The 25,448-nt window shown below is 39.0% G+C and carries 21 protein-coding genes; 10 read left to right on the top strand and 11 right to left on the bottom strand.

The genetic code is table 11. The features are described from left to right. Positions 1 to 501 precede the first annotated feature (501 nt). The 6 genes from R2S10_RS17730 to R2S10_RS17705 form a co-directional block, all read right to left on the bottom strand. Entirely contained in the window at positions 502 to 1,368 is an 867-nt protein-coding gene (locus tag R2S10_RS17730; RefSeq protein ID WP_316841742.1) for a DUF6266 family protein, read from the bottom strand. A 593-nt stretch (positions 1,369 to 1,961) separates the two neighbouring features. Continuing rightward, a complete protein-coding gene (locus R2S10_RS17725; protein ID WP_316841741.1) occupies positions 1,962 to 2,687 on the bottom strand; it encodes a hypothetical protein in 726 nt (241 codons plus the stop codon). 111 nt (positions 2,688 to 2,798) lie between these two features. Next, positions 2,799 to 3,170: a GntR family transcriptional regulator gene (locus R2S10_RS17720; protein ID WP_316841740.1), complete on the bottom strand. Its 372-nt coding sequence runs from the start codon at positions 3,168 to 3,170 to the stop codon at positions 2,799 to 2,801. Position 3,171: 1 nt separating this feature from the next. After that, entirely contained in the window at positions 3,172 to 3,951 is a 780-nt protein-coding gene (locus R2S10_RS17715) for a hypothetical protein (RefSeq protein WP_316841739.1), read from the bottom strand. 10 nt (positions 3,952 to 3,961) lie between these two features. Further along, complete coding sequence (locus R2S10_RS17710; protein ID WP_316841738.1) at positions 3,962 to 4,792, bottom strand: ABC transporter ATP-binding protein; 831 nt, start codon at positions 4,790 to 4,792, stop codon at positions 3,962 to 3,964. A 274-nt stretch (positions 4,793 to 5,066) separates the two neighbouring features. Continuing rightward, positions 5,067 to 7,478: a glycoside hydrolase family 3 N-terminal domain-containing protein gene (locus R2S10_RS17705; RefSeq protein WP_316841737.1), complete on the bottom strand. Its 2,412-nt coding sequence runs from the start codon at positions 7,476 to 7,478 to the stop codon at positions 5,067 to 5,069. Between the two features lie 510 nt (positions 7,479 to 7,988). Here R2S10_RS17705 and R2S10_RS17700 point away from each other — a divergent pair. The 9 genes from R2S10_RS17700 (at position 7,989) to R2S10_RS17660 (ending at position 17,923) form a co-directional block, all read left to right on the top strand. Continuing rightward, positions 7,989 to 8,918 carry an outer membrane protein assembly factor BamD gene (locus tag R2S10_RS17700; protein ID WP_316841736.1) on the top strand — a complete coding sequence of 310 codons (930 nt, stop codon included), beginning with the start codon at positions 7,989 to 7,991 and terminating at the stop codon, positions 8,916 to 8,918. Further along, entirely contained in the window at positions 8,918 to 9,244 is a 327-nt protein-coding gene (locus R2S10_RS17695; RefSeq protein WP_062550173.1) for a DNA-directed RNA polymerase subunit omega, read from the top strand. The genes R2S10_RS17700 and R2S10_RS17695 overlap by 1 nt, the downstream gene beginning before the upstream one ends. Before the next feature lie 43 nt (positions 9,245 to 9,287). Continuing rightward, positions 9,288 to 10,484 carry a bifunctional phosphopantothenoylcysteine decarboxylase/phosphopantothenate--cysteine ligase CoaBC gene (gene coaBC, locus R2S10_RS17690; RefSeq protein ID WP_316841735.1) on the top strand — a complete coding sequence of 399 codons (1,197 nt, stop codon included), beginning with the start codon at positions 9,288 to 9,290 and terminating at the stop codon, positions 10,482 to 10,484. Continuing rightward, complete coding sequence (locus tag R2S10_RS17685) at positions 10,484 to 11,398, top strand: DUF4835 family protein (RefSeq protein ID WP_316841734.1); 915 nt, start codon at positions 10,484 to 10,486, stop codon at positions 11,396 to 11,398. The genes coaBC and R2S10_RS17685 overlap by 1 nt, the downstream gene beginning before the upstream one ends. A 100-nt stretch (positions 11,399 to 11,498) precedes the next feature. Continuing rightward, positions 11,499 to 11,882 carry a BlaI/MecI/CopY family transcriptional regulator gene (locus R2S10_RS17680; protein ID WP_316841733.1) on the top strand — a complete coding sequence of 128 codons (384 nt, stop codon included), beginning with the start codon at positions 11,499 to 11,501 and terminating at the stop codon, positions 11,880 to 11,882. A gap of 19 nt (positions 11,883 to 11,901) precedes the next feature. Next, the gene (locus tag R2S10_RS17675; protein ID WP_316841732.1) at positions 11,902 to 13,731 is read left to right on the top strand and encodes a M56 family metallopeptidase; all 1,830 of its coding nucleotides are present in this window, start codon (positions 11,902 to 11,904) and stop codon (positions 13,729 to 13,731) included. A 105-nt stretch (positions 13,732 to 13,836) separates the two neighbouring features. Next, positions 13,837 to 15,492, top strand: a complete 1,656-nt coding sequence (gene recN / locus R2S10_RS17670) for a DNA repair protein RecN (RefSeq protein ID WP_316841731.1) — start codon at positions 13,837 to 13,839, stop codon at positions 15,490 to 15,492. A gap of 52 nt (positions 15,493 to 15,544) precedes the next feature. After that, complete coding sequence (locus R2S10_RS17665) at positions 15,545 to 16,810, top strand: carboxypeptidase-like regulatory domain-containing protein (protein ID WP_316841730.1); 1,266 nt, start codon at positions 15,545 to 15,547, stop codon at positions 16,808 to 16,810. A gap of 39 nt (positions 16,811 to 16,849) precedes the next feature. Continuing rightward, positions 16,850 to 17,923 (top strand): PA0069 family radical SAM protein, encoded by a 1,074-nt coding sequence (locus tag R2S10_RS17660; protein WP_316841729.1) that lies wholly within the window; start codon positions 16,850 to 16,852, stop codon positions 17,921 to 17,923. Between the two features lie 41 nt (positions 17,924 to 17,964). Here R2S10_RS17660 and R2S10_RS17655 read toward each other — a convergent pair whose 3' ends face one another. The 4 genes from R2S10_RS17655 to R2S10_RS17640 are packed head-to-tail and all read right to left on the bottom strand — an operon-like array spanning position 17,965 to position 22,289. Next, entirely contained in the window at positions 17,965 to 18,900 is a 936-nt protein-coding gene (locus tag R2S10_RS17655) for a hydroxypyruvate isomerase family protein (RefSeq protein WP_316841728.1), read from the bottom strand. A gap of 29 nt (positions 18,901 to 18,929) precedes the next feature. Beyond that, positions 18,930 to 19,943: an FAD:protein FMN transferase gene (locus R2S10_RS17650; RefSeq protein ID WP_316841727.1), complete on the bottom strand. Its 1,014-nt coding sequence runs from the start codon at positions 19,941 to 19,943 to the stop codon at positions 18,930 to 18,932. A 12-nt stretch (positions 19,944 to 19,955) separates the two neighbouring features. After that, entirely contained in the window at positions 19,956 to 21,275 is a 1,320-nt protein-coding gene (locus R2S10_RS17645; protein WP_316841726.1) for a Gfo/Idh/MocA family oxidoreductase, read from the bottom strand. Between the two features lie 48 nt (positions 21,276 to 21,323). Next, entirely contained in the window at positions 21,324 to 22,289 is a 966-nt protein-coding gene (locus tag R2S10_RS17640; protein ID WP_316841725.1) for a formylglycine-generating enzyme family protein, read from the bottom strand. A 235-nt stretch (positions 22,290 to 22,524) separates the two neighbouring features. Here R2S10_RS17640 and R2S10_RS17635 point away from each other — a divergent pair, with 235 nt between their 5' ends. Continuing rightward, a complete protein-coding gene (locus R2S10_RS17635; protein WP_316841724.1) occupies positions 22,525 to 23,442 on the top strand; it encodes a TIM barrel protein in 918 nt (305 codons plus the stop codon). Between the two features lie 95 nt (positions 23,443 to 23,537). Here R2S10_RS17635 and ettA read toward each other — a convergent pair whose 3' ends face one another. Beyond that, positions 23,538 to 25,217: an energy-dependent translational throttle protein EttA gene (gene ettA, locus R2S10_RS17630; RefSeq protein ID WP_182956710.1), complete on the bottom strand. Its 1,680-nt coding sequence runs from the start codon at positions 25,215 to 25,217 to the stop codon at positions 23,538 to 23,540. Between the last annotated feature and the right edge of the window lie 231 nt (positions 25,218 to 25,448).

The raw sequence follows: 25,448 nt of genomic DNA, 5'->3' as shown, positions 1-25,448 counted from the left end.
AGTACGAAAATTAACCGCCCCAGCAAACAATGTCAGCTTTATAATCTAAGAAAACCCTTAACTTACTGAAATACAGTTGAAAAATCTAAAATAGAGAATCATGTAAGAGATCTAGACAAGTCAAGCGTAACGATAAATAATGGATAAACGATTTAATCAGTAGATCCAAAACCAGATTACTTTGAATGAAATCACCAATACCATCGATAAAACTACCATATAATACGAGCGAAACAATTACCAATTGAAAATTAAAATATAGCATACGCTATACCTTCATATATATACTATATATAATAGGGGATGAAAATTCCGAATTAAAATACCGGATCAGCGTCCTGAGCTAGCGTAATCTAATAACCAATGGTCTCTATATACTCAAAATACATCCCCCGGAGAAACCTTAGGACTGATAATTAAAAGATTGGGTATATAAGATAAAAGTAGGACACATCTACATTATTAAACTTGACAAGCACATTGATCTATGCTTGATCAACCCTATCCTGGTTTAGTTTGTCGGGATCTATTGTTTATTGATCTAATTTTATCAACGAGAACCAGGTATTCCTTTTCTAAGTTTCGAAAAGCTTTAGCGCTACATCTTTCTTCTGGCTTTCGTTTCATTTGGGCTTTATATTGCTCACTGATCTGCTTAAACCGAATCTTTAACTTTAATTCCTCTGTCTCTTCTTTTTCATTTCTTTCGGTGATTTTAAGATTTTCATAACTGCCGTTCAAGTTGCCCAGATACACCGTATCAGAAACGGAATCGTGGTTAGCGGCTCTCAAAAACAGATACACTTCCATCGAACGCTCGAGTTCTTCTGGTTCTAGTGGTAGAAAAGCGGTTCCCAGTTCCCTTTTGGAGAAATTCAGCTCTACTTTTTTCTTTCCCTTTTCTTGAAAACATACCGCTAGTTGCAAGCAATCGTCATACTGGGCGCCTCCACCATAAAAACGCTGAGGATCCCAGCTAATTTGTAAGCCTCCAGCCACTTTTTCCATCCGAAGGTCTTTAGGAATTGCTAGGCTTCCTGTGCTGAGTTGCACTTTCGAATAATCAATGCTAATATTAGGATATTCGCCTCGTAATGCATTCTTCTTAATGTAAGAAACAGCAAGGTTATGCTGATTTCGGATGGTTCCACGTGCTTCCAAGTCAAATCCATTATTCAAATAATCTTGCAAATTATTCAAAAAACGAGTCGTTACCGCCATCGCCTGATGATTAGCCTTTTGTTTCAAGCTCGGTTTCCCAGGCTTGCCAATAGTTCTTTGAACCAATTGCCCTCTTAACATATAGGAAACGATGTTTCCTAATTTTCCAGTTGACCAGCCATGAAGGCCTTTTTTTGATATTGCCATAATATTGAATTTTCGTTATTTACGCAAACCAAGTTCCATATAAAAAAAACACCATACAATAGCTAAAATTCATTTCCGGAAAAACACAAAAACACAGCACTACAACTAGTTAAAAAGATAATTACAGTCCTAAAACGGCATAAACCCAGACAGCATAATTGAAAAAATGCAGACAGACTTGCACCAAAAACCAACAAAAGTCATCTAAAAGATCGGCTAAATAACCACGTTCCATTGAGGTCATAAAGAGGCTTTGCTATGGTACAAAACCGGCTAAGGCCCCGGCAACACCAGCTTAAATCTCACTCAACACCCAAATAGATTGAACCGCTCCCGGCAGTCCAACATCCATCGTTTATCTAAATCAAGGCAACACCCCCACTGTATCTCTAAATGACGGCGACCTCTATTTCTTACGCTATTAATTTAACAAAACCAGCGCGCGCTCGCTACCAGAGCTGAAGACTATCATTAGAAACTTCTTTGGCCAAGAAAAAGGGTTCACACTGACAGTATGAACCCTTTCGTTTTATCATATTAAAATCGGCTAATATTTTAAGAGAACTTATTACCAGCGCGACAAATCTATTTTATTAATTTTTAATCTCTTGCAATGCAGCCCCATTTAAGGTTACTGTAGCCTTATCCGACAAGCTATAACGGGTCTTAACAATCTTAGGATTGTTCAATGACAACTTACCTGCACCAGGAATTTCGAAATCTGCAAATTCTATTTGATTGTCAGGATCAAGGTTCAACCCTGCTCCGCCACTAACGGTTCCTACCACCGCTTTCAGTGTTTTCAAATTCACTTTGTTCATCGTAACAGAAGTATAATCAGCTATTTGAAGTTCAAGATTTGTTCCTGTAATCATTTTTAGATTAACTTCTGCCCAGTAGTAAGCATTACCATCATTTTCCTTTTTTTCATTTGCCCAAAAAGCAGTAGTTTTCAATTTACTTAGGCTATTAGTCACCACAATAATGTCCTGACCTCCAAAATTACCATTTTCGTTTCTATCTTCATCAACTAGGCTAATTGTTAAAGCACTACCTACCTGATTTAATACGATACGGTCTTTAATTTCCCTTTTAACCCAAACCCCTTCTTTCTGACCTGGTTCTACCACTACCGACATGATATTTGCGGCGTTTATATTTAAGATTTCAATATTTTTCATTTCTTGAAACTCTCCTCCTCTAAAAGGATCTTTATAGCTTCCGGTTCTATATGCCGCTTTTAAAGAGAAATTATAAGCCGTCGTCATTCCTAATAAGACGATAATTGCTGCAATAATCAACATGTTACTTGTTTTCATCTATATCTAATTTTATGGTTAAAGATCCAGCCTGGCCTTTTCAATTTCAATTCATCTAAAAAAAGAATTGATGGTTTTAAACTATGGCTGATAGGATCTATTTTAATAATTCTATCGGTAATGCTCAGCTTTAAACTTTTCAAACCGCTCTTCAATTTCTTTTATACTGATTTCTAACAGGTAAATGTTTTTGAAAAACTCAGGAAGTTCATTTCCAAGAAAGCGCTCCTTACTATATTCTTTAATTTTCAGTTCTGCATCGACCGCCATAAAGAAACCAATACCGCGTTTATTCATAATGACTCCTTTATTCTGCAGAAACTCATAAGCTCTAACCACTGTATTTGGATTTACCTGTAGCTCAACTGCTAGCTCCCTGACCGATGGGATCTTCTGATCTACAGCCCACTTTCGCAATACAATATGTTCAGCAACATATGCTGCTATTTGCAGATAAATTGCTTCATTTTCCCTAAATTCCATATTACACTTGTTTTTCTTTCAATTTAAAATAAGCACCTATCCATAAAATGGTGGCAAATACACAAGTCATTCCATTCATTATCGGCTTAATAGACGATTGTGCTTCAATGTAATAAATCTTACCTCCTTCTTTTAAGGCCACAGTAGCAAAAGGAGTCACCTTTTCTAAAGTCAGTCCTATAATCGCAGTTGCCAATTGCTGATTCAATAGACTAATAAATAGAATCCCTAGAAACACTACCAAGACTGTTTTAATAAAATGTAGTTTTTCAAAAAAGATAGCCCCGAAGAAAAGTAGACTGTGTAAAAATGCAAATCCCACAACTAGCATAGAATAATTTGTTTCAGGCGAAAGTAAGTTCATCAACTTTATTCCTTCCTCCTTATCAGCGCCTATGGTACTTAACACCAAGAAATCGACGGTATAATAACCTAAAATAAATACCAATTGAAAAATCACAAAAGAGTAAAGCCAGGCGATCAGATATTTTTCAAAATGCGAAGCAGGCAAGGTTAATATGGCAATTGTTTTTCGTTTGTTACCAAGATTTGAGAAGATGCCACTTGTAAATATAGCTCCTGAACTGAATAGAAAGATACTGAACATCATAAACTGATCTTTAGAGGTCATGGTTCCATTATGGCTATAACAGAAATAGCCTAATGTGATAGCCAAAATTCCTATGAGAACCATTACCGACAACAGATAAGCTCTATAAAATTCCTGAGTATGTTTGATAAAAAGCTGTGAGAATCTTTTGAAATTAAATATATTATTCATGAGGGTTCTTTTATTTTAAAGTGTTTGTAACTGATTTATGGTCATTAATAATGGCATTAAACAGAAGTTCCATGTCCACTTTACTCAAGGCTTCCTTATCGTTTATACTCATGGTATTCAAGCCAATTTTATTGGCTTCCTCATAAATGATTAATTCTTTATCCATTGGTGCTGAGCTACTAAAATGAATACGTTCAGCGATTTCTTCGAGGCTCTTGTTCAATACCATTTCTTGTTCATGGATGACCAATAAACTATCAATAAGGCTATCCAGATCTCTAATTTGATGAGTAGAGATAATGATGCAGCGCTCTTCTGTAAGTGCTGCTGCGATAATTTTCCGAAACTTTGCTTTGGAGGGAATGTCTAAACCATTGGTAGGTTCGTCCATAATTAACAAATTCGTATTTGTAGCCAAACCAAAAGCAATCATTACTTTTTTCTGCTGGCCAAAGGAAAGGTTATTCAATATGCTGCTTTGCGGCACATCAAATTCTGCCAACATCTGAAAATAATAGGCTTCATCAAATTTAGGATAAAAGTGTCCTGTACTTTTCGCAAACTGAATAGCAGTGCTTCCTGGCAAATAAACTTCTTCCGGGATAAAAAACAGCTCTTGCAGAAAACCTGGTAAACGATCTGCTGCTCGATATCCTTTTAGTTGGCAATAACCTTCCAGTGGAAAGACTAAACCGGCAAGGTTTTTAAGAAGCGTGGATTTACCTGCCCCATTTTTCCCTAGAAGACCGTATATCCGGCCCATTTGAAGTTTTAAACTTAGATTTTTGAACAGCAATTTCTTTTTGCTGTATCCAAAGGTCAGGTTGGAGATTTCTATCATAGCGTTTTATTTAGTGTACTAGTCAACTAGCACACTGTAAAACTAAACAATAGTTTTAACTATCCAAATAATTATTCGAAAATAATTTCTTAACACTATAAACTGGGGATAGCTGGCCTACTCGCCTTGAAAAAAGAAATCAGCTGGAGAGGGAAAAAGTTTATGAGCCTGATTGGCAATTCATCTATACTGCGATAATTAGCTGAGCTTTCTAAGAAAAAGCTAAAAATCCCCATAAAATTGTAAGCCTCCCTATATAGGGAGGCTTACAATTTTATGGGAGGATTTCGAATTCTTCCTTAAGTTTGATATCTTCAGAGGAGTGACCAATCATCACTTGGAACTTACCTGGTTCTACGCGCCAGTTCATATCTTTATCCAGAATGGAAAGGTCATCCGGCTTCAATTCAAATGTTATTGTTTTTTTTGCTCCCGGCAAGAGCTCTACCCTTTCAAAGCCACGCAAATCGGAATCATAGGTAGTTACACTACTCACCATATCCTTAAGATACAGCTGAACAACATCATCGCCTTTACGCTTTCCTATATTTTGAACATCTACGCTGACTTCAATAATAGCCCCGGCTTGCTGCGAAGTCTGTTTTACTTTAAGGTTTGTATATTCGAAGTTGGTATAACTTAAGCCATAACCAAAAGGGTATAAAGCACCATTTACACTAGTTTTTCCATATCCATTATTTCCGGCACTTGGTTGTCCGGCTTGAGAAGCTGGTTTAAAAGGGAAATTATATTCCAGCTGGCCAATTGATTTCGGGAAGGTGATGGGTAATTTGCCTCCCGGATTATAGTCGCCAAACAAAGTTTCTGCTATAATATTTCCACTCTGCGGACCAGGAAACCAGGCTTCCAATATTGCAGGAAGATTTTTATTTTCCCAGTTTATCGTTAATGGCTGCCCATTTACCATCACCATCACTACCGGTTTTCCTGTGGCATGTAAGGCCATCAGCAATTGTAATTGCCGACCGGGAAGATTTAAGCCTGTACGGCTCAGACTTTCTCCAACGCGTTTTTCATCTTCACCCACTACGGCAATAATCACATCTGATAATTTTGCCTCCGCCACTGCGGCATCAATGCCTTCCTGTTCTTCGGCAGTTAAGGGCGTTGGAATGATTTCACTTTCTGGCCAGCTAGGATCTATAATGTCACAACCCTTCACATACTTTACACTTGCAGCTGTGCCTATATATTTTTTTAAACCATCTAAGACTGAAGTGATCGGATTATTAGAAGGCCCATACCTACTGGTCGTATAATTCTGTTCTGCTGCCAAAGGCCCGGTAACCATGATTTTTTTTAAGTCCTTTAGACTTAATGGCAGGAGTTCTTTTTCGTTTTTCAGCAAGACCAGTGATTCCCGGCTCAACTGTGCTGAAAACGCCTCATCTTTGAGCGTATGTACCAGCTGATCAGAAGATTTCGTGTTTTGTACATAAGGCTGATCAAAAAGACCCAATCTAAATTTAACACGCAACACATTTCCAACCCTTTCATCAATAGTTTTCATGGATACACGTCCTTCTTTGATGAGCGCTCTTAAAGGCATAATGTATTCTTCAGGCATGGTGAAATTGGTGCGAACGTCAAGTCCTGCTTCAACAGCCTGTTTTACCGCTCCTTTATAGTCATCCACCACATGGTGTTTGGAATAAATGTATTCTACAGCTTCACTATCGGAAACAATATACCCTTTAAAACCATACTTCTCTCTTAGTAATTCGGTTAGAAAATAACGGCTGCCGGTGATGGGTACGCCATCATAATCATTGTAGCTACTCATTACACCCATTGGTGCAGCTTCTTCCACTACCCTCCTGAAGGGGTATAAATGAATCTGGTGTAATTCTCTGAGTGCCACATGGGGATCGGTACGAGCGTGTCCATCTCTCCCACCTTTGGGGATGCTATAGACAGCAAAATGCTTTAAAGTAGCAGCTACGCCATTTTTCTGAATTCCTAATACCATTTGTTTGCCGAGTTCAGCGATATGGTAAGGGTTTTCGCCATAACATTCAACTACTCTTCCCCATCGCTGATCTCTTGCGGGATCAAGAATTGGAGCATACACATTGGTATAGCCCAATGCTTTCGCTTCTCTTCCCACGATTGAACCCGCTTGTCGCACCATTGCCTTATTCCAGGTACTGCCAATATTAATAGGTGCAGGTAAAGGTGTAGCCCGATCATGACACAATCCGTGGATGCCTTCATTCGTGAAATCTACCGGAATCCCCATTCTGGTTTCTTCAATAAACCACTTTTGAAGCGTATTTATAGCATCAGCATGTTTGCTGAATGGGTAAGAATATTTTGTTTCGGCCTTTTTATTATAGGCAAGACTGTTTAATGCTTCATCGATATTAGCGATCCCATCTTTCCAGACTTTAGTTTTCCATTCTGCAGTTGGCATTTCATCCTTCAGCACCCTTCCATAGCCATAAAGTGTGGCCATCTGACAGGTTTTCTCTTCCACATTCATCTGAGAAAGTAAGTCAGCTACACGTTTCTCAATATCCTGTGAAGGGTCTTCGAAAACATCTTTCTTTCCGTTTTTATTAAAATCAATCCAGTTTTTCTTGTAGATATTTTGATGTTGGGCAAATGAAACACTCTGTAGCGATAAGAGTGTGGCACCAACCATCAGCGTCTTTTTCATCATCATCGGCTATTGCTAAACTTGGTTATAAATCCGACTAAATTAAAAGAATTAAGTGATTTACGACTGGCTATTCTATCAATGATATTGGCAATTAAATCGATTAAAGTGAGAATTATTTATTGATGACATCAGTTTCAGAAAGCTATATTACTGCTGATCTAAAGGTTTCCAATCTGAACTTTAGTTAGGTCATGACTATAACCTTTCCCATTTGTAACACGCGATCTTTTTCGGAACAATCCCATGCACATATCCAATTAACGATTCTTATCTCCGGAGATCTACAAAATTCCAACATGCTATTCCTTTCCTTATTGCCAGGGGCTATGATTTTTGGTATTAAAACCGCAAGAAATACCTATATTTATTACCTCTTATCGCCTTAAATCATGCTTTTACTAAATATCATTTGTTAAAATATGTTAAGGGTTTGACAGGATGAAACGCTTTACATAGCTTAGCGTCCTATTATTTTTAATTGACGTTATCGTATTATTAACTTATCTTTGCAGAATGTTTAAAATTAAACACGTATTACTATTAAGTTTCACCATTATAGCCCTGACTATCGCGGGTTGCAAAAGCCAGTTTGAAAAAATCAGATTGAGCAATGATGTAGCCAAGAAATATCAGGAGGCCATGAAGCTCTACAACAAGAAGAATTATTCGAAAGCGATTATTCTTTTTGAAGACCTTTCACAGAAGTACAGAGGTAGAGCGGAAGCGGAAGACTTAAACTACTACTACGCCCTAACTCTTTACAAATTAAAAGATTACACTACTGCCAGATACCAATTTAAATCATTTGCAGATACTTATCCGACCAGTAAATATGCAGAAGAATGCAGATACCTGGGAGCTTACTGTTACTACCTGGATTCTCCAAAATCTTCATTAGATCAAACGAATACCAAGGCAGCGATTGACGCTTTACAGTTGTTTATCAACTTTTATCCGAAGAGTGAGCGTGTAGCTGATGCGAGTAAATACATTGCAGCACTACGTTTAAAACTAGAGACTAAAGCATATGACAATGCTAGATTATACTATGATTTAGGTGGATTTGACATCAGCAATTATAAATCAGCTGTAATTGCTTTAAAAAATGCACAGATTGATTTCCCTGACATTAAATATGCTGAGGAAATGGATTTATTGATTGTAAAATCTCAATACAACTACGCAAAAAACAGTATTGAAATCCGTCAGGAAGATCGTTACAATGAGGCTATTACCTATGCAGATGAGTTTATGGAATCTTACCCACAAAGTAAAATGCTGGATGAAGCTAAAGCTTTAAAGGCAGATAGTGAATCAGGTATCGAAGAAGCAAAACGTAAGATCGCTGAATTCCAGAAAGATCAGGAAAAATATAAAGCCATGTTGGCGAAAGAAGCTAAGGCGGATAGTACCAATACTACAATTAAAACCCCCATCAAATAATGAACACGAATAAACCTGCTGTACCGAATACTACGGTTACTAGAAATGTTAATGATTTAGATCAGAAAACTGAGAATATCTATGAGTCTTTAGTAATTATTTCTAAAAGGGCTAATCAGATTTCTAACAACATTAAAGAAGAATTACACGGTAAATTAGCTGAGTTTGCTTCTTCAAATGACAACCTGGAAGAGATCTTTGAAAACAGGGAACAAATCGAAATCAGTAAGCATTATGAGCGTATGCCTAAGCCTAGCTTAATTGCTATTGATGAGTTTCTTAATGACAAAATTTATTACAGAAACCCTGCTAAAGAGCAACAATAAGATCAGGCATAGGTATTCAACTGCATTCTTGCATTAAAAAACCATGCTAGAAAATAAAAACATTATTCTTGGCGTTTGCGGCAGCATTGCAGCATATAAATCAGCGATACTGGTCAGGTTACTGGTAAAGGCTGGCGCAAACGTTAAAGTTATCCTTACGGCCGACGCGGCGAATTTCATTACCCCGCTCACCCTAGCCACCCTTTCAAAAAACCCTGTATATACCCAGTACTTCGATGCCGAAACCGGCGTATGGAGTAACCACGTTGAATTAGGTCTATGGGCTGATTTTATGGTGGTTGCACCAGCAAGTGCCAATACTTTGGCTAAGATGGCTACAGGAATCTGCGATAACCTATTATCTGCAGTGTACTTATCAGCGAAATGTCCTGTTTTTGTTGCTCCGGCAATGGATCTTGATATGTGGAAACACGAGAGTACCCAACAGAATCTGGAAAAACTGCTTTCTTATGGGAATCAGGTCATCCCTCCAGGTGATGGGGAATTAGCTAGTGGCCTGTATGGCGCCGGACGAATGGCCGAGCCAGAAGATATCCTTAGCTTTTTAAACGAAGCCGCTAAAAAAGGTCTTCCTTTATTGGGTAAAAAGGTATTGGTTACCGCAGGTCCTACTTACGAAGCGATTGATCCGGTTCGTTTTATCGGCAACCACTCTTCCGGTAAAATGGGTTTTGCCATTGCAGAAGTATTCGTTGCATTGGGCGCTGAAGTGACACTAATCACGGGCCCTACTGCCGAAAAAAGCAATATTACCATGAAAAGGATTGATGTACTGAGCGCCGCAGATATGCTGGCAGCATGTGAAATATCCTTTCCTCAATCGGATATCATGGTAATGAGTGCCGCAGTGGCAGACTATACCCCCGTGGCTGCAGCAGATCAAAAGATTAAGAAAAACAGCGCAGAATTTACACTGGAGCTTAAAAAGACAACAGACATCCTGGCTACCCTCGGACAAGCAAAAACTGCTCAACAAATTTTGGTAGGCTTTGCCTTGGAAACTGAAAATGAAGAGGCTTATGCCAAGGCAAAACTCAGTAAGAAAAACCTGGATCTAATTGTCCTCAACTCGCTAAACGACAAGGGTGCCGGCTTTAAGCTGAATACCAATAAAATCACTATCTTTAATAAGGCAGGGGAAAAAATCGTTTTTGAGACTAAGTCTAAGACGGAGGTGGCAAGGGACATTTGCAATGAAATATTAAAACTCGTGCATTAATGAAAAAACGCTTTCTCCTTCTCTTTATCGTTGTTTTATTTAGTCAGGTTATCACACATGCTCAAGAGCTAAATGTTCGGGTAACCATTGCTGCGCCTACTGTTCCAAATATCAACAAGCGCAACCTGGAGATCCTTCAAAATACCATCCGGGATTTTCTGAATAACAACAAGTGGACGAATGAGACTTATCTGCCAAATGAGCGAATAGAAACTAACTTCGTCATCACAGTAACGGGATGGGATGGAGGTTCTGCCTATAAAGCGGAAGCACAAATACAATCGAGCAGACCAGTTTATGGCACAGCTTACAACAGTACATTACTGAACATTAGCGACAAGGATTTTGATTTCAACTACAACGAAGGATCGGCACTTGATTATTCGGATCAGAATTATATCTCAAACCTAAGCTCTTTACTTGGCTTCTATGCTCATACCATTATTGGATTGGACAAAGATAGTTTTAGTCACCTGGGTGGGACGCAGCTTTTCATTAAAGCTCAAAACACCTTAAACCTGGCACTAGCTTCCGGAAACGCTGGATGGAAAGCTTCAGATGGTTTAAGGAACAGATACTGGCTAAACCAAAATCTACTTGACAATTCTTTTGAAGAGTTAAGAGGCTTTATTTTCAATTATCACTTTAATGGCCTGGATCGAATGCAACAAGACCAGGAGAAAGGCACAAAAAAGATCATTTCCTTTCTTTCTGCCTTAACAAAAATGGACCGTCAAAAAATTGGTTCCATCTTTCCCAATGTGTATTTTGCTACCAAAGCAGATGAAATTGTGAACCTGTTATCACTTGGTAATCCTCAGGAACGAATCGCTTCTTATCAGCTACTATCAGAAATCGACCCTGGAAATCTCAATAAATACGAAGCCTTAAAACCGGCAAAACAAGGCATGTAACAGTCCCTTATATTTATTCATTATTTTTTTCGATAAATATTTTGTTTCTACGAATAGATTCGTACATTTGATTACGAAACAATTCGTAGACAAAAAAGACATGACATTATCCAGCCCCCTTAAACCCACAGAAAGCGAATTAGAGATCTTACAGATATTGTGGGAAAAAGGCCAGTGTACTGTAAGAGAAGTGCATGAGGTGTTGGAAAAGAATAAGGATGCAGGATATACAACTACCCTAAAGCTGATGCAGATCATGGCCGAAAAAGGCCTGGTAAGCCGCGATACTTCTTCAAAAACACATATCTATAGGGCCTTGGTTAATCAACAGAAAACAGAGCAACATCTGGTGAGTAAAATGATCGACAATGTATTTAATGGTTCCGCAGCACGTTTAGTGATGCAAGCATTAGGAAATCATAGCGCAAGTAAAGACGAGATCGATTCTATTAAAAAATACCTGGACAATCTAAGCGACAAATAAACTACCAACATATCACATTATGGAAGCAATTGTAAATAACCTGATCAAAGCAACCGGCTGGAGCATATTCCACTCTTTATGGCAAGGCGCCATTATTTATGGGCTGCTATTCCTTATAGTAATTGCTTTTCCAAAACTAAGGTCTCGACTAAAACACAACCTGGCCTATGGCGCTTTATGCCTGATCTTTATTTGCTTTTGCATCACATTTTTCTCCATATTCAAACTTCCACAAGAAAATGGCAGTCAGCAGGGAGCAGAACTCATGATCAGCCCTGCTTACTATGAATATCTGAATAATATCCCTCAAAACATTAGTAGTAAAGCAGAGCAGCTCTTCCCTTACCTGGTGAGTATTTATGGGATTGGCTTGCTATTCCAGTTGTTTATTCTGCTGGCAGGATATCAGAAAATGCAGCAACTTAAAAACTCGGTACATCAGGCTGTACCTGAAGCATGGTCTTCCATATTTGAAGGATTGCGTAGCAAGTTAAACTTGCAGCAGCAGATTAGCTTTTATCTTTCAGAAAAGGTTAATGTCCCTCTGGTATTGGGCTATTTTAAACCGATTGTCTTGTTTCCTATCGCATTAGCTGCACAGCTTGATCTAAAACAAGTGGAAGCCATTTTAATTCATGAACTTTCCCATATCCGCAGAAATGACTACCTCCTAAATCTTATTAAAACCGGTATAGAAACCATTTTATTCTTTAATCCTTTCATCTGGCTTAGTGGCAGGTTCATCAGTATAGAGAGAGAACATGCTTGTGATGACCTCGTGGTACAGCTTACCGGGACGCCGGTAACCTATGCTCATGCATTGCTAAAGTTGGAAATTCTGAAAGACAAATCTGCTCCTGCCCTATCTATGGCAGCGACAGGAAAAAATCAACATTTGTATCAACGTATAAAAAGAATTACAGACATGAAAACGAATTATATGAATGCAAAGCAACAGTTCTTTGCCATCACACTGACCATTATTACTGTAATCTCGCTGGCTTGGGTGAAGCCTTCTAAAGCTGAAAAGTTGAATATTGAGGCATCAGCAATCCCTAATATGGAAATCGCTGGAGTAGGCCTTAAATTCAAAAATCAAGAATTGCCTACTTTAAAACAGCGAAAAACAACATGGGTACCTGCTGATACTACGAAAAAGAAAAAAGCTATCCATGTAGTGATTACAAAAAAAGCTAATGGCCAGGAAACCTATTACTATCCAGACAGTATAGGCGCTGGTGTATTTATCGCCGACAGTGCAACCAATGCCAGTCTAGCCTTCCTATCTTCTCCGGAATGGAAGAAACAACAGGAAGCAATACGTCTGAATGCAGAGGAAATCAGAAAACGCTTTAATTCTCCGGAATGGAAGAAAAATCAAGAAGATATCCGTAAAAACGCTGACCAGATCAGGAAACAATTTGATTCTCCAGAATGGAAGAAACAGCAACGTACAATTATTGCAAATTCGGAGGCCATGAAAAAGCGTTTTAACTCCGCCGAATGGAAGAAACAGCAGGAAGACATCCGTAAAAATGCGGAACAGATCAGTAAGCATTTTGATTCCCCAGAATGGAAAAAACAACAAGAAGAAATTGTTAAAAATGCGGAAGAGTTCGGAAAGAAATTTGATACCCCAGAATGGAGAAAGCAGCAGGAAGAAATCGGCAAAAATGCTGCAGCAGCGACGGCTTATTACCGTTCTCCAGAATTCAAGAAGAAAATAGCTGAAGCAAAAGCACTTCAAAGTTCAGCAGAATACAGGGAACTACGTAGTAAGTTTGACCGCGAAGTCGAAGCATTGAAAAAGAAGAAGGAAGCTGAAGACTTAGCAAAACCAAATAACTAGTTGGACTTATAGTTTATCATTAAAGGCAGGAGATTTTTCTTCTGCCTTTTTTATGTGAAAGAAGCCACCGTCATTGCTTAAGATTTCCTATTTTAGCAGCGTAATATGCTACAGAAACTTTCCATCCGTAACTACGCTTTAATAGACAGTGTTGAGCTAAAACTCGACAAAGGTTTGAACATCATCACCGGGGAGACTGGTGCTGGTAAATCTATTATGCTTGGTGCGCTATCCCTCATTCTGGGACAACGTGCAGAAACCAAGTATTTCTTTAATCAGGAGAAGAAGTGTATCATAGAAGGTCAGTTTCGACTAACTGACGACACCTTGCATTCTTTGTTTGAAGAAAATGACATTGATTTCTATGAGGAAACCATTTTAAGAAGAGAGATTTCTACCGATGGTAAATCCAGAGCATTTATTAATGATACCCCGGTTACGCTTGGCGTAATGAAGCAAGTTGGAGAAAAGCTGATTGATATTCACTCTCAACATGCGACTTTGGAAATTAACGATCCAGGATTTCAACTGTCTGTGGTAGATACTTTGGCAGACCATCAATCACTGTTAGCACAATATCGCAAAGGTTATAAACAATATAAAAAGCATTTACAACATCTTTCCGCCCTGCAAACTGCAGCTGATGAAGCGAAAAGCAGGCAGGATTATGAGCAATTTCTTTTCAATGAACTTGAAAATGCAAATCTGAAAACGGACGAGCAAAGTTTAATGGAAATAGAATTGCAAACGCTCAATAATGCCGAAAGCATCAAGAGAAGTCTGGTGAATGCCTATAACTTGCTTTCCGATCAGGAGGCATCGGCATTGCCAATTCTAAAGGAAGTAGTAGTTCAAATTCAGGCAATAGAACGCTTTAATCCAGACTATGCCCTGTTGAATGAGCGCCTTCGCTCTGCGCTCATTGAGCTAAAAGACATCGCGGCAGAAACCTTAAATCTGGAAGAAAGCACTGTCTTTAATCCTTCCAGAATTGAAGAGATTAATAACCGATTGGATGTTATCTATACTCTACAACAAAAACATAAAGTCAATAGTATTGAAGAGCTGATGGGCATCCATCAGAAGCTTTCTGATAATTTGAATAACTTACTGAGTAGTGATGAAGAAATTGACCGCTTAAATCAGGAAATTGCTCAATTGAAAGAACGGCTAGAACAAATGGCAGCCACATTATCGGCGGATCGTGATACTTCTATCATAGCGACTGAAAACCAGGTAGCTGCTGTATTACAATTGGTAGGTATGCCGAATGCAAAAATCAAAATCGTGAAAACTCCGTTAGAAGAGTTGAATAAAGATGGAAAAGACAATGTCGTTTTATTGTTTTCTGCAAATAGCGGTCAGCCGCCGGCTCCGGTTGGTAAAGTGGCTTCTGGAGGAGAACTTTCCAGACTGATGTTGGCCTTGAAATCTATTATGGCTAAGCATACAGCTTTACCGACATTGATTTTTGATGAAATTGATACTGGCATCTCTGGAGAAACAGCCCTACGTGTAGGTGATGTTATTGGCGATCTAGAGAAGAATATGCAGGTGATGTGTATTACCCATCTTCCACAAATTGCAGCGAAAGGTGAAGCACATTATTTCGTATACAAAAATGAAAAGGGTGTACGTCCTACAACTGGGATCCGAAGATTGGCCCCAGAAGAGCGTATTCATGTCATTGCAGAAATGCTGAGTGGCAAAGATCCAGGTCTTCCGGCAATTGCCAATGCAAAAGAACTCCTAGGTTATTAAAAACTGCTTTTTTCTTCTTTCAAATATATAATGCTTTGGCTACATTAGTCCTATGACAAAATGGTTACGCTTTTGTAGTTTGTTTTTATTAATCGGGCTTAACGGCTATAGCCAGAATAGCTTTAATATTTCTGGCATTATCAAGGACAAATCCGGGAAACCCATTCCTGGTGCAGGCGTATATTTAAGTAGTTATAAAACGGCTACTGTCTCTAATAATGAGGGGCAATTTATTCTGACAGGTATCAAACCTGGAAATTATGATGTGTTAATTGAAATGATGGGTTATCTCCCACTGAGTAAAAATGTCATCATATCAGACAAGTCAGTTAAAATCGATCTTTTATTAAAGGAAAATACGATTCAACTTCAGGAAGTCGTGATCAAATCAGATCCTAACCGGGAGCGCTACATTAGGCTTTTCATTCAACAGTTTATTGGCATGACGCCAAACGCCGAGCAATGTAAATTGTTAAATCCACAAGTCATCCAGGCAGATTTTGATAAGGCTGCAAATGTGCTTAGGGTAACTGCGAATGAGTTTCTTATTATTGAAAATAAATCACTTGGCTACCGCATAAAATATATGCTGGAGAATTTTGAAAGAGATTTTAAGAGCAATATCGTTTACTATTCCGGCCATCCCTATTTTGAAGAGCTTCCAGGATCAAAAAGTAAAAAGAAGTTCTGGGAAAAGAAAAGAGAGATTGCTTACCTCGGTTCTTCCCAACATTTCTTCCGCTCTTTATACCGGAACACTAGCGTTGCAAATGGGTTTATTATGCATAAACTGGCACAAGTTCCCAATAAGAACCGCCTTCCGGATAGCCTCATCCGTGCACATCTTAATCGGCTTTATAAACCTGGAAACCCCATTTCCAGAGTTAACATTCTTTCTGAAATGACTCGAAAGGGTTCTTCACCATTAAATGATTCTATTGATTATTGGCGTAAACAGGAAGCTGTTCCTAAAACCATTCAAGTTTTGAATAGAGAGGAAATCAAGATTGATACCCTGGTGCAATCATTGTATAGCAATTTGAGAACTATTAATTTCAGTGATGATCTTTATGTGATCTATACCAATGAAAGAGAAACTAAGGAGTACACAGAAACATCGGGTTATGCTATGTCTCGCCCCTTAGATGTACCTAATTATCAGATTTCACTCATTCATATGATTGAGGCACCCATTCACTTTTATGTAGATGGCGGAATATTTAACCCAAAATCTACGTTAATGAGTGGTTTCTGGGCTTATGAAAAGATGGCTGACACCGTTCCTATGGATTACATCCCGCTAACTAATAGAAAGTAATCATTTGTTATTTACTAATATAATTAGTATTTTTAGCTAATGATATTAGATGAAGAGAATAAAGATCATTACTTTAAGGGAAGAGGAGCGCAATTCAATCCACACAATAGATTTGCTAAGGACGATTATGTCAAAGAACATCAGGAAGGAATAGACGACTGGGAAGAAACTGATCAGAAAACCACTTTTATTTTTGGCCAGAGTAAGTCTATTGTCAATAAGGTAGATAGTCCGGATGTTGGAATGGCTTATTCGTTAAATCCATACCAGGGATGCGAGCATGGTTGTACTTATTGTTATGCAAGAAATGCCCATGAATACTGGGGATTTAGCGCAGGACTTGATTTCGAGCGCAAGATTGTGGTTAAGAAAGATGCACCAATACTATTCAGAAAGTTTTTGGAACGTAAAGGCTGGGATGCTTCTACTATTTCTCTTTCCGGCAATACCGATTGTTACCAACCAGCAGAACGCCAGTTTAAGATCACCAGACAATTACTTGAAATTGCCTTAGAATATCGCCAACCTATCGGATTGATCACCAAAAACTCACTCATTCTTCGCGATATGGACATTTTATCAGAAATGGCCCGATTAAACCTATGTTTGGTTTACGTTTCTATTAACAGCCTGAATGAGAAATTAAGGCAAAAGATGGAACCAAGAACTACTACTGCCAGGCAAAGACTGAAAGTGGTAGAAGATTTGAGCAAAGCAGGAATTCCTATGGGAGTTATGGTTGCCCCACTCATTCCAGGATTGAGCGATCATGAAATTCCGGCAATATTAAAAGCAGTATCCAATGCCGGTGCCCGTTCTGCAGGTTATACAGTAGTGAGACTTAATGGGGCAATCGGTGGTATTTTTGAAGACTGGCTCCGTAAAAATTACCCGGATCGTTTTGATAAGGTATGGCACCTGATACAGTCTTGCCATGAAGGCAATGTGAATGATAGCAGATTTGGAGAAAGAATGAAGGGCGATGGAAATATTGCCAGGCTGATTAATGACAATTTCAAACTCCATTGCCGCTTAAATCACTTGAATGAAAATCGCATTCAACTGGATTCCGGTTTGTTTAAAGTTCCCGGAACCCAGTTTAGTATGTTTTAAGTGTTTTTTGTTCCCTATAGCGGGATCATTCTCACTAAAGACTAAGCTAAAAAGTTGTCTACCTCACGGTAAGCCTGGATCACACGAAGTTCACCTTCTTTACCCGGTCTGGAATTGCCATGTTCCATGCCCATAACCCCTTTATATCCTTTTGCATGAATGTGCTTAAATAGGTTCTTGTAATTGATCTCTCCAGTAGTTGGTTCTTTCCTTCCTGGGTTGTCGCCAATCTGGATGTAAGCGATCTCATCCCAGCAACGATCCATATTAACAATCAGATTACCCTCAGTTTTTTGCATATGGTAGATGTCATACAGGATTTTACATGAGGGACTGTCTACAGCCTTACATACGTTATAAGTTTCATGTGTTTGCTGTAGGAACAATTCCGGTGTATCACTCAAAGTTTCCAATACCATAATCAATCCGTGTGGTTCAAAGATCTCCGCTCCTGCTCTCATCGCATCGACCACATTAGCCATTTGATTTCCGTAGGGAAGTTTACGTTCATAAAAACCAGGAACTACGGTTAGCCATTTGGCATTACAGCGTTTTGCTGCTTCTACCGAAAGTTTACAAGTTGCTACGAATTTATCTTTAAATTCCTTTTTACCGGTAGTTAACGAAGTCTTCCAGTTGTCGCCGCCGTCTACTACAAACACGCCCATCGTCATGCCCAATTTAGCCAGTAGATCTCCAATTTTGGTTTGATCCTCCAAGGAACGCCCTAGATAGCCATTATCTTCGATAGACCTGAACCCCTGGTCGTGCATATAGCGGATCTGATCCAAGAAATCCTTACCTGCATTATTGGCAAACATTCCCTGATGTGGCGCATAATCCAGGTTAAATGTTTTTCCCGCGCTTGCTTTATAAAGATCTCCTTCTGGAGTATTGGCAACCGCGTTTACAGCTGATCCGGCGAACAAGGCACCAGTAGCAATAAAACTATTTCTTAAAAAGTCTATTCTCTTCATGATTAGTGTTTTAATAGGGTATTGAATAGTTATTTAATTAAAATCATCTTTTTGAAGCCTCTAGTTAGAGTATCAGCTACACTACCATCCTTACGATGGTAAATCAGGTAGGCTTCCATCCCCTTTTTGCTGTCTACAAAAGCCAGCGCTTCTTCTACACTCATGGCCATAACCGCATTGTCATATCCGTCTGCAGTAATCGCATCTTTAGCAAAAATTGTGGCACTGATCAATTGATTATCCAGGGGATAACCTGTTTTAGGATTGATCAAATGTGCAATTTTCCCCTTTCCACGCTGCAGGTACTTTCTGTAATTACCAGAAGTAGTGACAGCTCCCGTACTAAAACTAAGGATATGTCGGATTTCTGGTTCGTCGGTACTAGATGCTGCCGGCCCTTCAATCCCAATTTTCATCACAGATCCATCCGGTTTTGGTCCTTCCACCCGCAACTCTCCACCAATTTCTACAATAAAAGACTTGATTCCCTTTTTCAGAAGATAGTCAGCCACCACATCTACACTATATCCCTGGGCGATGCCATTCAGATCTACTGTAATTACAGGTTTATCCTTTTTCAGATAGTTTCCTTTTAGTGACAAATGGTTCATTCCTACATTCTGCAACAGCTGTTTTATTTTAACGGAATCCGGAAAACTGGTTACTGGTTTTGGACCAAATCCCCAGGCCTGTACTAATGGTGCTACCGTGACATCAAATTTCCCATTTGTTTCCCGGTAAACTTCAAAGGATTTCCTTATTACAGCAGCAAAATGATCATCTATATACATTCCTTTTTTACTCCTATTAAACTGAGTAATCTGAGAATAGGATTTATACAAGGACATCGAAGAGTCAATCTTTAGCAAAATACTATCAATTGAACTTTTAGTTACCAGGCTATCATTAGCAAAATATTTGATGGAATAATCTGTTCCCTGCGCATAGCCATGAATGCTATACTGCTGCTGATCATGTTGCTTTGGAAAAAGCGCGATCAGCAGCGGTAAAAACAGCAAAGCCGATTTATGGACTACTGCCAAAGCAGATCCGGCTTAAATTATTTTAGATTTCCCCGGAGTTGGGATTGGATATAACCCATTTGCATCCGGCATTAGTTTTGGATTTGCGGTCCAGCTCAATTCATCAGGCATCAAACTATTGTTTGCCTGTAAAGCCTCATCCCACTTGATCGTTTGTCCAGAATACGTAGCGTATCTACCTATGATGGCTGTGAAACAGCTTTTAGCACCACGCTCTGCATCTGCAAACTTATAATCTCCTTTTGCGATCGCAGCAAATAATTCATCATGTTCTGTTTGGTAAGGATTTGCATTTCCTTTTGTTGGGTGACTAAACATTTCTTTACCTTTCAGATCCCAGATTACCCCGTTGTTTCCGGCTGATAAATAAGTACGGCCTTTTGTACCCTGGAATGTTTCATCCACACGATTGGCAATTCCTTCAAAATGGCGACACTGGCTATAGATTACTGCGCCATCGGCATAAGTTAATTCAACGGCATGATTATCATAGATCTCTCCATAATCTTTCCCTGTTCTCCATGCGCGACTTCCTGTTCCCTGAACAGAAACCGGATAAGCATTTTTAACCCAGTTGGCAATATCTATATTGTGTACGTGTTGTTCTACGATATGGTCTCCACATAACCAGTTAAAGTAATACCAGTTTCTCATTTGATATTCCATTTCTGTTTGTTGTGGCTGGCGTTTTTTCACCCATACCCCACCGCTATTCCAGTACACCTGTCCCGACATCACTTCACCTATAGCGCCGTCCTGAATACGTTTTAAGGTTTCTCTATAGTTAGCCTGGTACCTACGTTGTAATCCAACTACTACGTTTAATTTTTTCTTTTTAGCCAGTTCTGCAGCAGCAAGGACTTTACGAACACCTGGAGCATCTACTGCTACTGGTTTCTCCATGAACACATGTTTCCCTTGTTTCACCGCTTCTTCAAAATGAGTAGGTCTGAATCCTGGAGGTGTTACTAATAGTACTACATCTGCAAGTGCAATCGCTTTCTGATATCCATCAAAACCAACAAACCTACGTTCTACAGGAACATCAACTTTATCTTTAAATTTATCAGAAAGCACTTTATAACTGTTATCCATGCGATCTTGGAAAGCATCAGCCATGGCCACTAGTTTAATATTTTGTTTAGTGCTTAACGCCTGAAAAGCAGCACCTGTTCCGCGATCTCCACAACCAATTAATGCGATTTTAATCGTATCATCGGTCGAGGAATGTCCTCCTGCGAAAGCAAATTGGTTCAGCATAACACCTCCTGCAACCAGGGCAGAAGTTTTTAAAAAGTCACGGCGCTTATCGCGTAATTCTTCGTTGTTCATAGTTTGGTTTGGTTTATTATGTGGTTGTTAATGTGTGAGCTCTTTTCATTAATAGTCAGTAATGACTGGCTTATTATAATAAGCTTCGATTTCTGCTTTTGAAGGAGGTGTAACCGGCCTTACCAATCGCATTCCTATAAAAGGAGCTTCAGGGAACCACCAGTTACTTTTTGGAATTTGAGGATCTAATTGTTTCCATACCGGATCCGAAGCTAGCCTGGCAGCAGAACGTAATTCTTTTGCGCCATCATCATAAGATCCTCCACGGATCACATGTGAATATAATTTATCAGGTTCAGCTACCGGATTCTTCGCTTTTTCTCCTTTTACACTGGCGTAAAAATCAGGCTGGTATTGATCGTAAGTCCACTCTCCAACGTTACCGTACATATCGTAAAGTCCCCATTGATTAGGTTTCTTCTTTCCAACTTCATGGGTTTTACCACTGCTGTTTTCTTTGTACCAGGCATAATCTCCTAATTTGGAAGTTTCATTGCCAAAAGCATAATCATTGGTGCTACCTGCTCTGCTGGCATATTCCCACTCGGCTTCTGTTGGCAAACGATAAAATACGCCAGTTCTGGCATATAGCCATTTGCAGTATTGAATGGCATTGTAGTTTGTCATCGCTAAAGCAGGATGGTTTTCTTTTCCCATTCCAAAAGTCATGTCCAGATAAGGTTTAGTTGGACGAGTTACTGCATCCACATTTGCTGGAACTGCAGTTGTACTATGGGTAGTTTCGTAATCTTTATATAAGAAAGGTTCATAAATATCCCAGGTCACTTCATAGGTACTCATCCAGAAAGGATCGAGGATTACCTTATGTAGCGGCATCTCATCTTGTTTTCCTTTTTTAGCTCCCATTTGGAATTCTCCACCTGGGATGGCCTGCATTTCGAAGTTTAACTTTGTGCCATCAATCTGCTGTTTGTAAGGTTGATGTTTCTCCTGAGCGGAGGAAGAAAAAGCAGCCAACAAAAGCGGAACTGCTAATAATTTATTGAGTTTCATTTATAAGATTTTGATACAATTGATATTTTTCACTAACCTATTTCATCTCTAAAATAGAAGCATTTACCTAGAATGCAAAATTTGAAGATACTTTAATTAAGAAAATGTGTTAAAACCACACTAAGTTATTCCAAATTCTGCTTCTGACAAGTGTTTATACCCCTTTTCAAGAAAGTGTTTTTTTTACAATAAGAAATTAATACCTTGTAAGATCAACCCCCTAAACCAAACACAAATGAAAATAAACGACCGTAGAAAATTTCTTAAAGATCTGGGCTTATTGTCTGCCGCTGCAGGTCTGTCTTCTGTTTTACCTTTAGATAGTTTTGCTTTTGAAAAGAAAGAGTTTTTTCAAATTTCATTGGCAGAGTGGTCTTTTCACAAAGCACTCTTTGCTGGAAAGCTGACAAATATGGACTTCCCATTAAAAGCAAAAAAGGAGTTCGATATTCATATCGTTGAATATGTAAGTCCTTTCTTCAAAAAGAAGGAAACTGATAAAAGTTATTTAAAAGAACTTAAAGACCGTACAGACAGTGAGGGGATTCAAAATCACCTGATCATGATTGATGGAGAGGGTAACTTAGGTGATTCAGATGATAAAGCAAGGTTAACGGCAGTAGAGAATCATTACAAATGGATTGATGCCGCCAAATATCTGGGCTGTAAAACCATTCGTGTCAATGCAGCTGGCAAAGGCACAGCTGATGAAGTGAAAAATGCAGCAATTGATGGATTAGGAAAATTAAGTGAATACGGAAAGAAACAGAAAATTAATGTGATTGTAGAAAATCATGGTGGATATTCTTCAGATGGGAAATGGCTTTCTTCGGTAATCAAGGGAGTAAACAACCCTTATTGCGGCACCTTACCTGATCTTGGGAATTTCAGAATCAGCGCTGACAAGGAATATGATAAATATCTAGGTGTTCAGGAATTGATGCCTTATGCAAAAGGGGTGAGTGCCAAATCTCATGATTTCCTTCCTGATGGAGAAGAAAAAGATATTGATTATACCAGGATGTTTGAGATCATAAAAGCTGCAAAATGGTCAGGAATTGTAGGGATAGAATATGAGGGAAGTGTGTTATCAGAAGATGAAGGTGTTAAAAAGACCAAAGAGTTATTAGAAAAAATAAGACGTAAATTCTAGCAATTTTAAATTAGAACTAAGAAAAAGCATTGTCATTAAAAAGCGGCTGTCTCCTTTCGAAACAGCCGCTTTTTGCATTTTCTAAAACCAGGTTACTACACTAGTTTTTTATATTTAAGACGATGCGGTGTCACATCACCTAGCCTTTTCTTACGGTTCTCTTCGTAATCACTGTAGTTTCCTTCGAAGAAGTAAACCTGAGAATCACCTTCAAAAGCAAGAATATGCGTACAGATACGGTCTAAGAACCAACGATCGTGACTAATCACTACCGCACATCCACCAAAGTTTTCTAATGCTTCTTCCAATGCCCTTAATGTGTTTACGTCAATATCATTGGTAGGCTCATCCAGTAACAATACGTTAGCACCTTTTTTCAAAGTAATAGCAAGGTGAACCCTGTTACGCTCTCCACCAGAAAGTACACCTACTTTCTTCTGCTGATCACCACCATTAAAGTTGAATTTTGAAACGTAAGCTCTTCCGCTTACTGCTTTATTACCCAACTGAATGTTGTCTAAACCATCAGTAATGTTTTCATAAACGGTTTTATCCGGATCAAGGTCGTTATGCATTTGATCCACATAACCTAAAGCTACAGTTTCACCCACACGGAAAGTTCCGGTATCAGGAGTTTCCTGTTGTGTAATTAAGCGGAATAAAGTGGTTTTACCTGCACCATTGGGGCCGATAATTCCAACAATCCCTGCCGGAGGTAAAGAGAAACTTAGGTTTTCAAACAACAATTTATCGCCATAAGCTTTGGTAATGTTATTTGCTTCAATCACTACATTCCCCAATCTTGGTCCTGCAGGAATAAACAGCTCCAACTTATCTTCTCTTTCTCTAGAGTCTTCAGAAGCTAGTTTATCATAGTTTGATAGACGTGCTTTAGATTTTGCATGTCTGGCTTTTGGTGCCATACGTACCCATTCTAACTCACGTTCCAACGTTTTCTGACGTTTGCTCTCAGTTTTCTCTTCCTGAGCCAAACGTTTAGCTTTTTGCTCTAACCATGAAGAATAATTTCCTTTCCATGGAATACCTTCACCTCTGTCTAACTCTAAAATCCATCCAGCTACATTATCAAGGAAGTACCTATCGTGGGTTACCGCAATCACAGTTCCTTTGTAGTCTTTTAAGAATTGCTCTAACCAATCGATACTTTCCGCATCCAAGTGATTCGTAGGCTCATCCAATAGTAGTACATCTGGTTCTTGAAGCAACAAGCGACACATCGCTACACGACGGCGTTCACCTCCAGACAATACACCAATTTTAGCATCCGGATCTGGGCAACGTAAAGCATCCATGGCACGCTCCAGTTTATTGTCCAATTCCCAGGCATTACAAGCATCGATTTTATCCTGTAGCTCCCCTTGTTTAGTCATCAGTTTATCCATTGCATCTGCATCTTCATAAACTTCAGGCAATCCAAACTGCTCGTTGATAGACTCGTATTCTTTCAGGATTGCCGTAATTTCAGCGACTCCTTCTTCTACGACCTCTCTAACGGTTTTGTTTTCATCCAATATTGGTTCCTGAGCCAGGTAACCAACGGTATATCCAGCAGAGAATACTACTTCTCCCTGGAAGGATTTGTCCAAACCGGCGATAATTTTCAAAAGAGAGGACTTACCCGATCCGTTCAAACCGATTACACCAATTTTGGCACCGTAAAAGAAGGACAGGTAAATGTTCTTTAGAACTTGCTTTTGGGGTGGATAAATCTTATTTACCCCCGCCATTGAAAATATTATTTTTTCGTCTGACATAGTTACTGATTATATTTCATGCCTATAAAAGGCGGTTACTTTAGTGATCGAATATTTAAAAAAAGAGACCGGCCTCATTTTACCAGGTCCATTTCTTGCAAAGATAAGCAGGAAATGTCCATTATAAAATTTGTTTAGCAGATATATACCAGCAACTCCTAATGCCTCTGCTAAAGAAATCAACCTAGCCCGACCGCTCCCGACCTAAAGAAAGGAGCTCTAATTTCTACA

Origin of the sequence: Pedobacter gandavensis, from assembly GCF_032678745.1 — a bacterium.
In the GTDB taxonomy this organism is placed as follows: Bacteria; Bacteroidota; Bacteroidia; order Sphingobacteriales; family Sphingobacteriaceae; genus Pedobacter; species Pedobacter gandavensis_C.
This window is presented reverse-complemented; position numbering and strand designations above follow the sequence as displayed.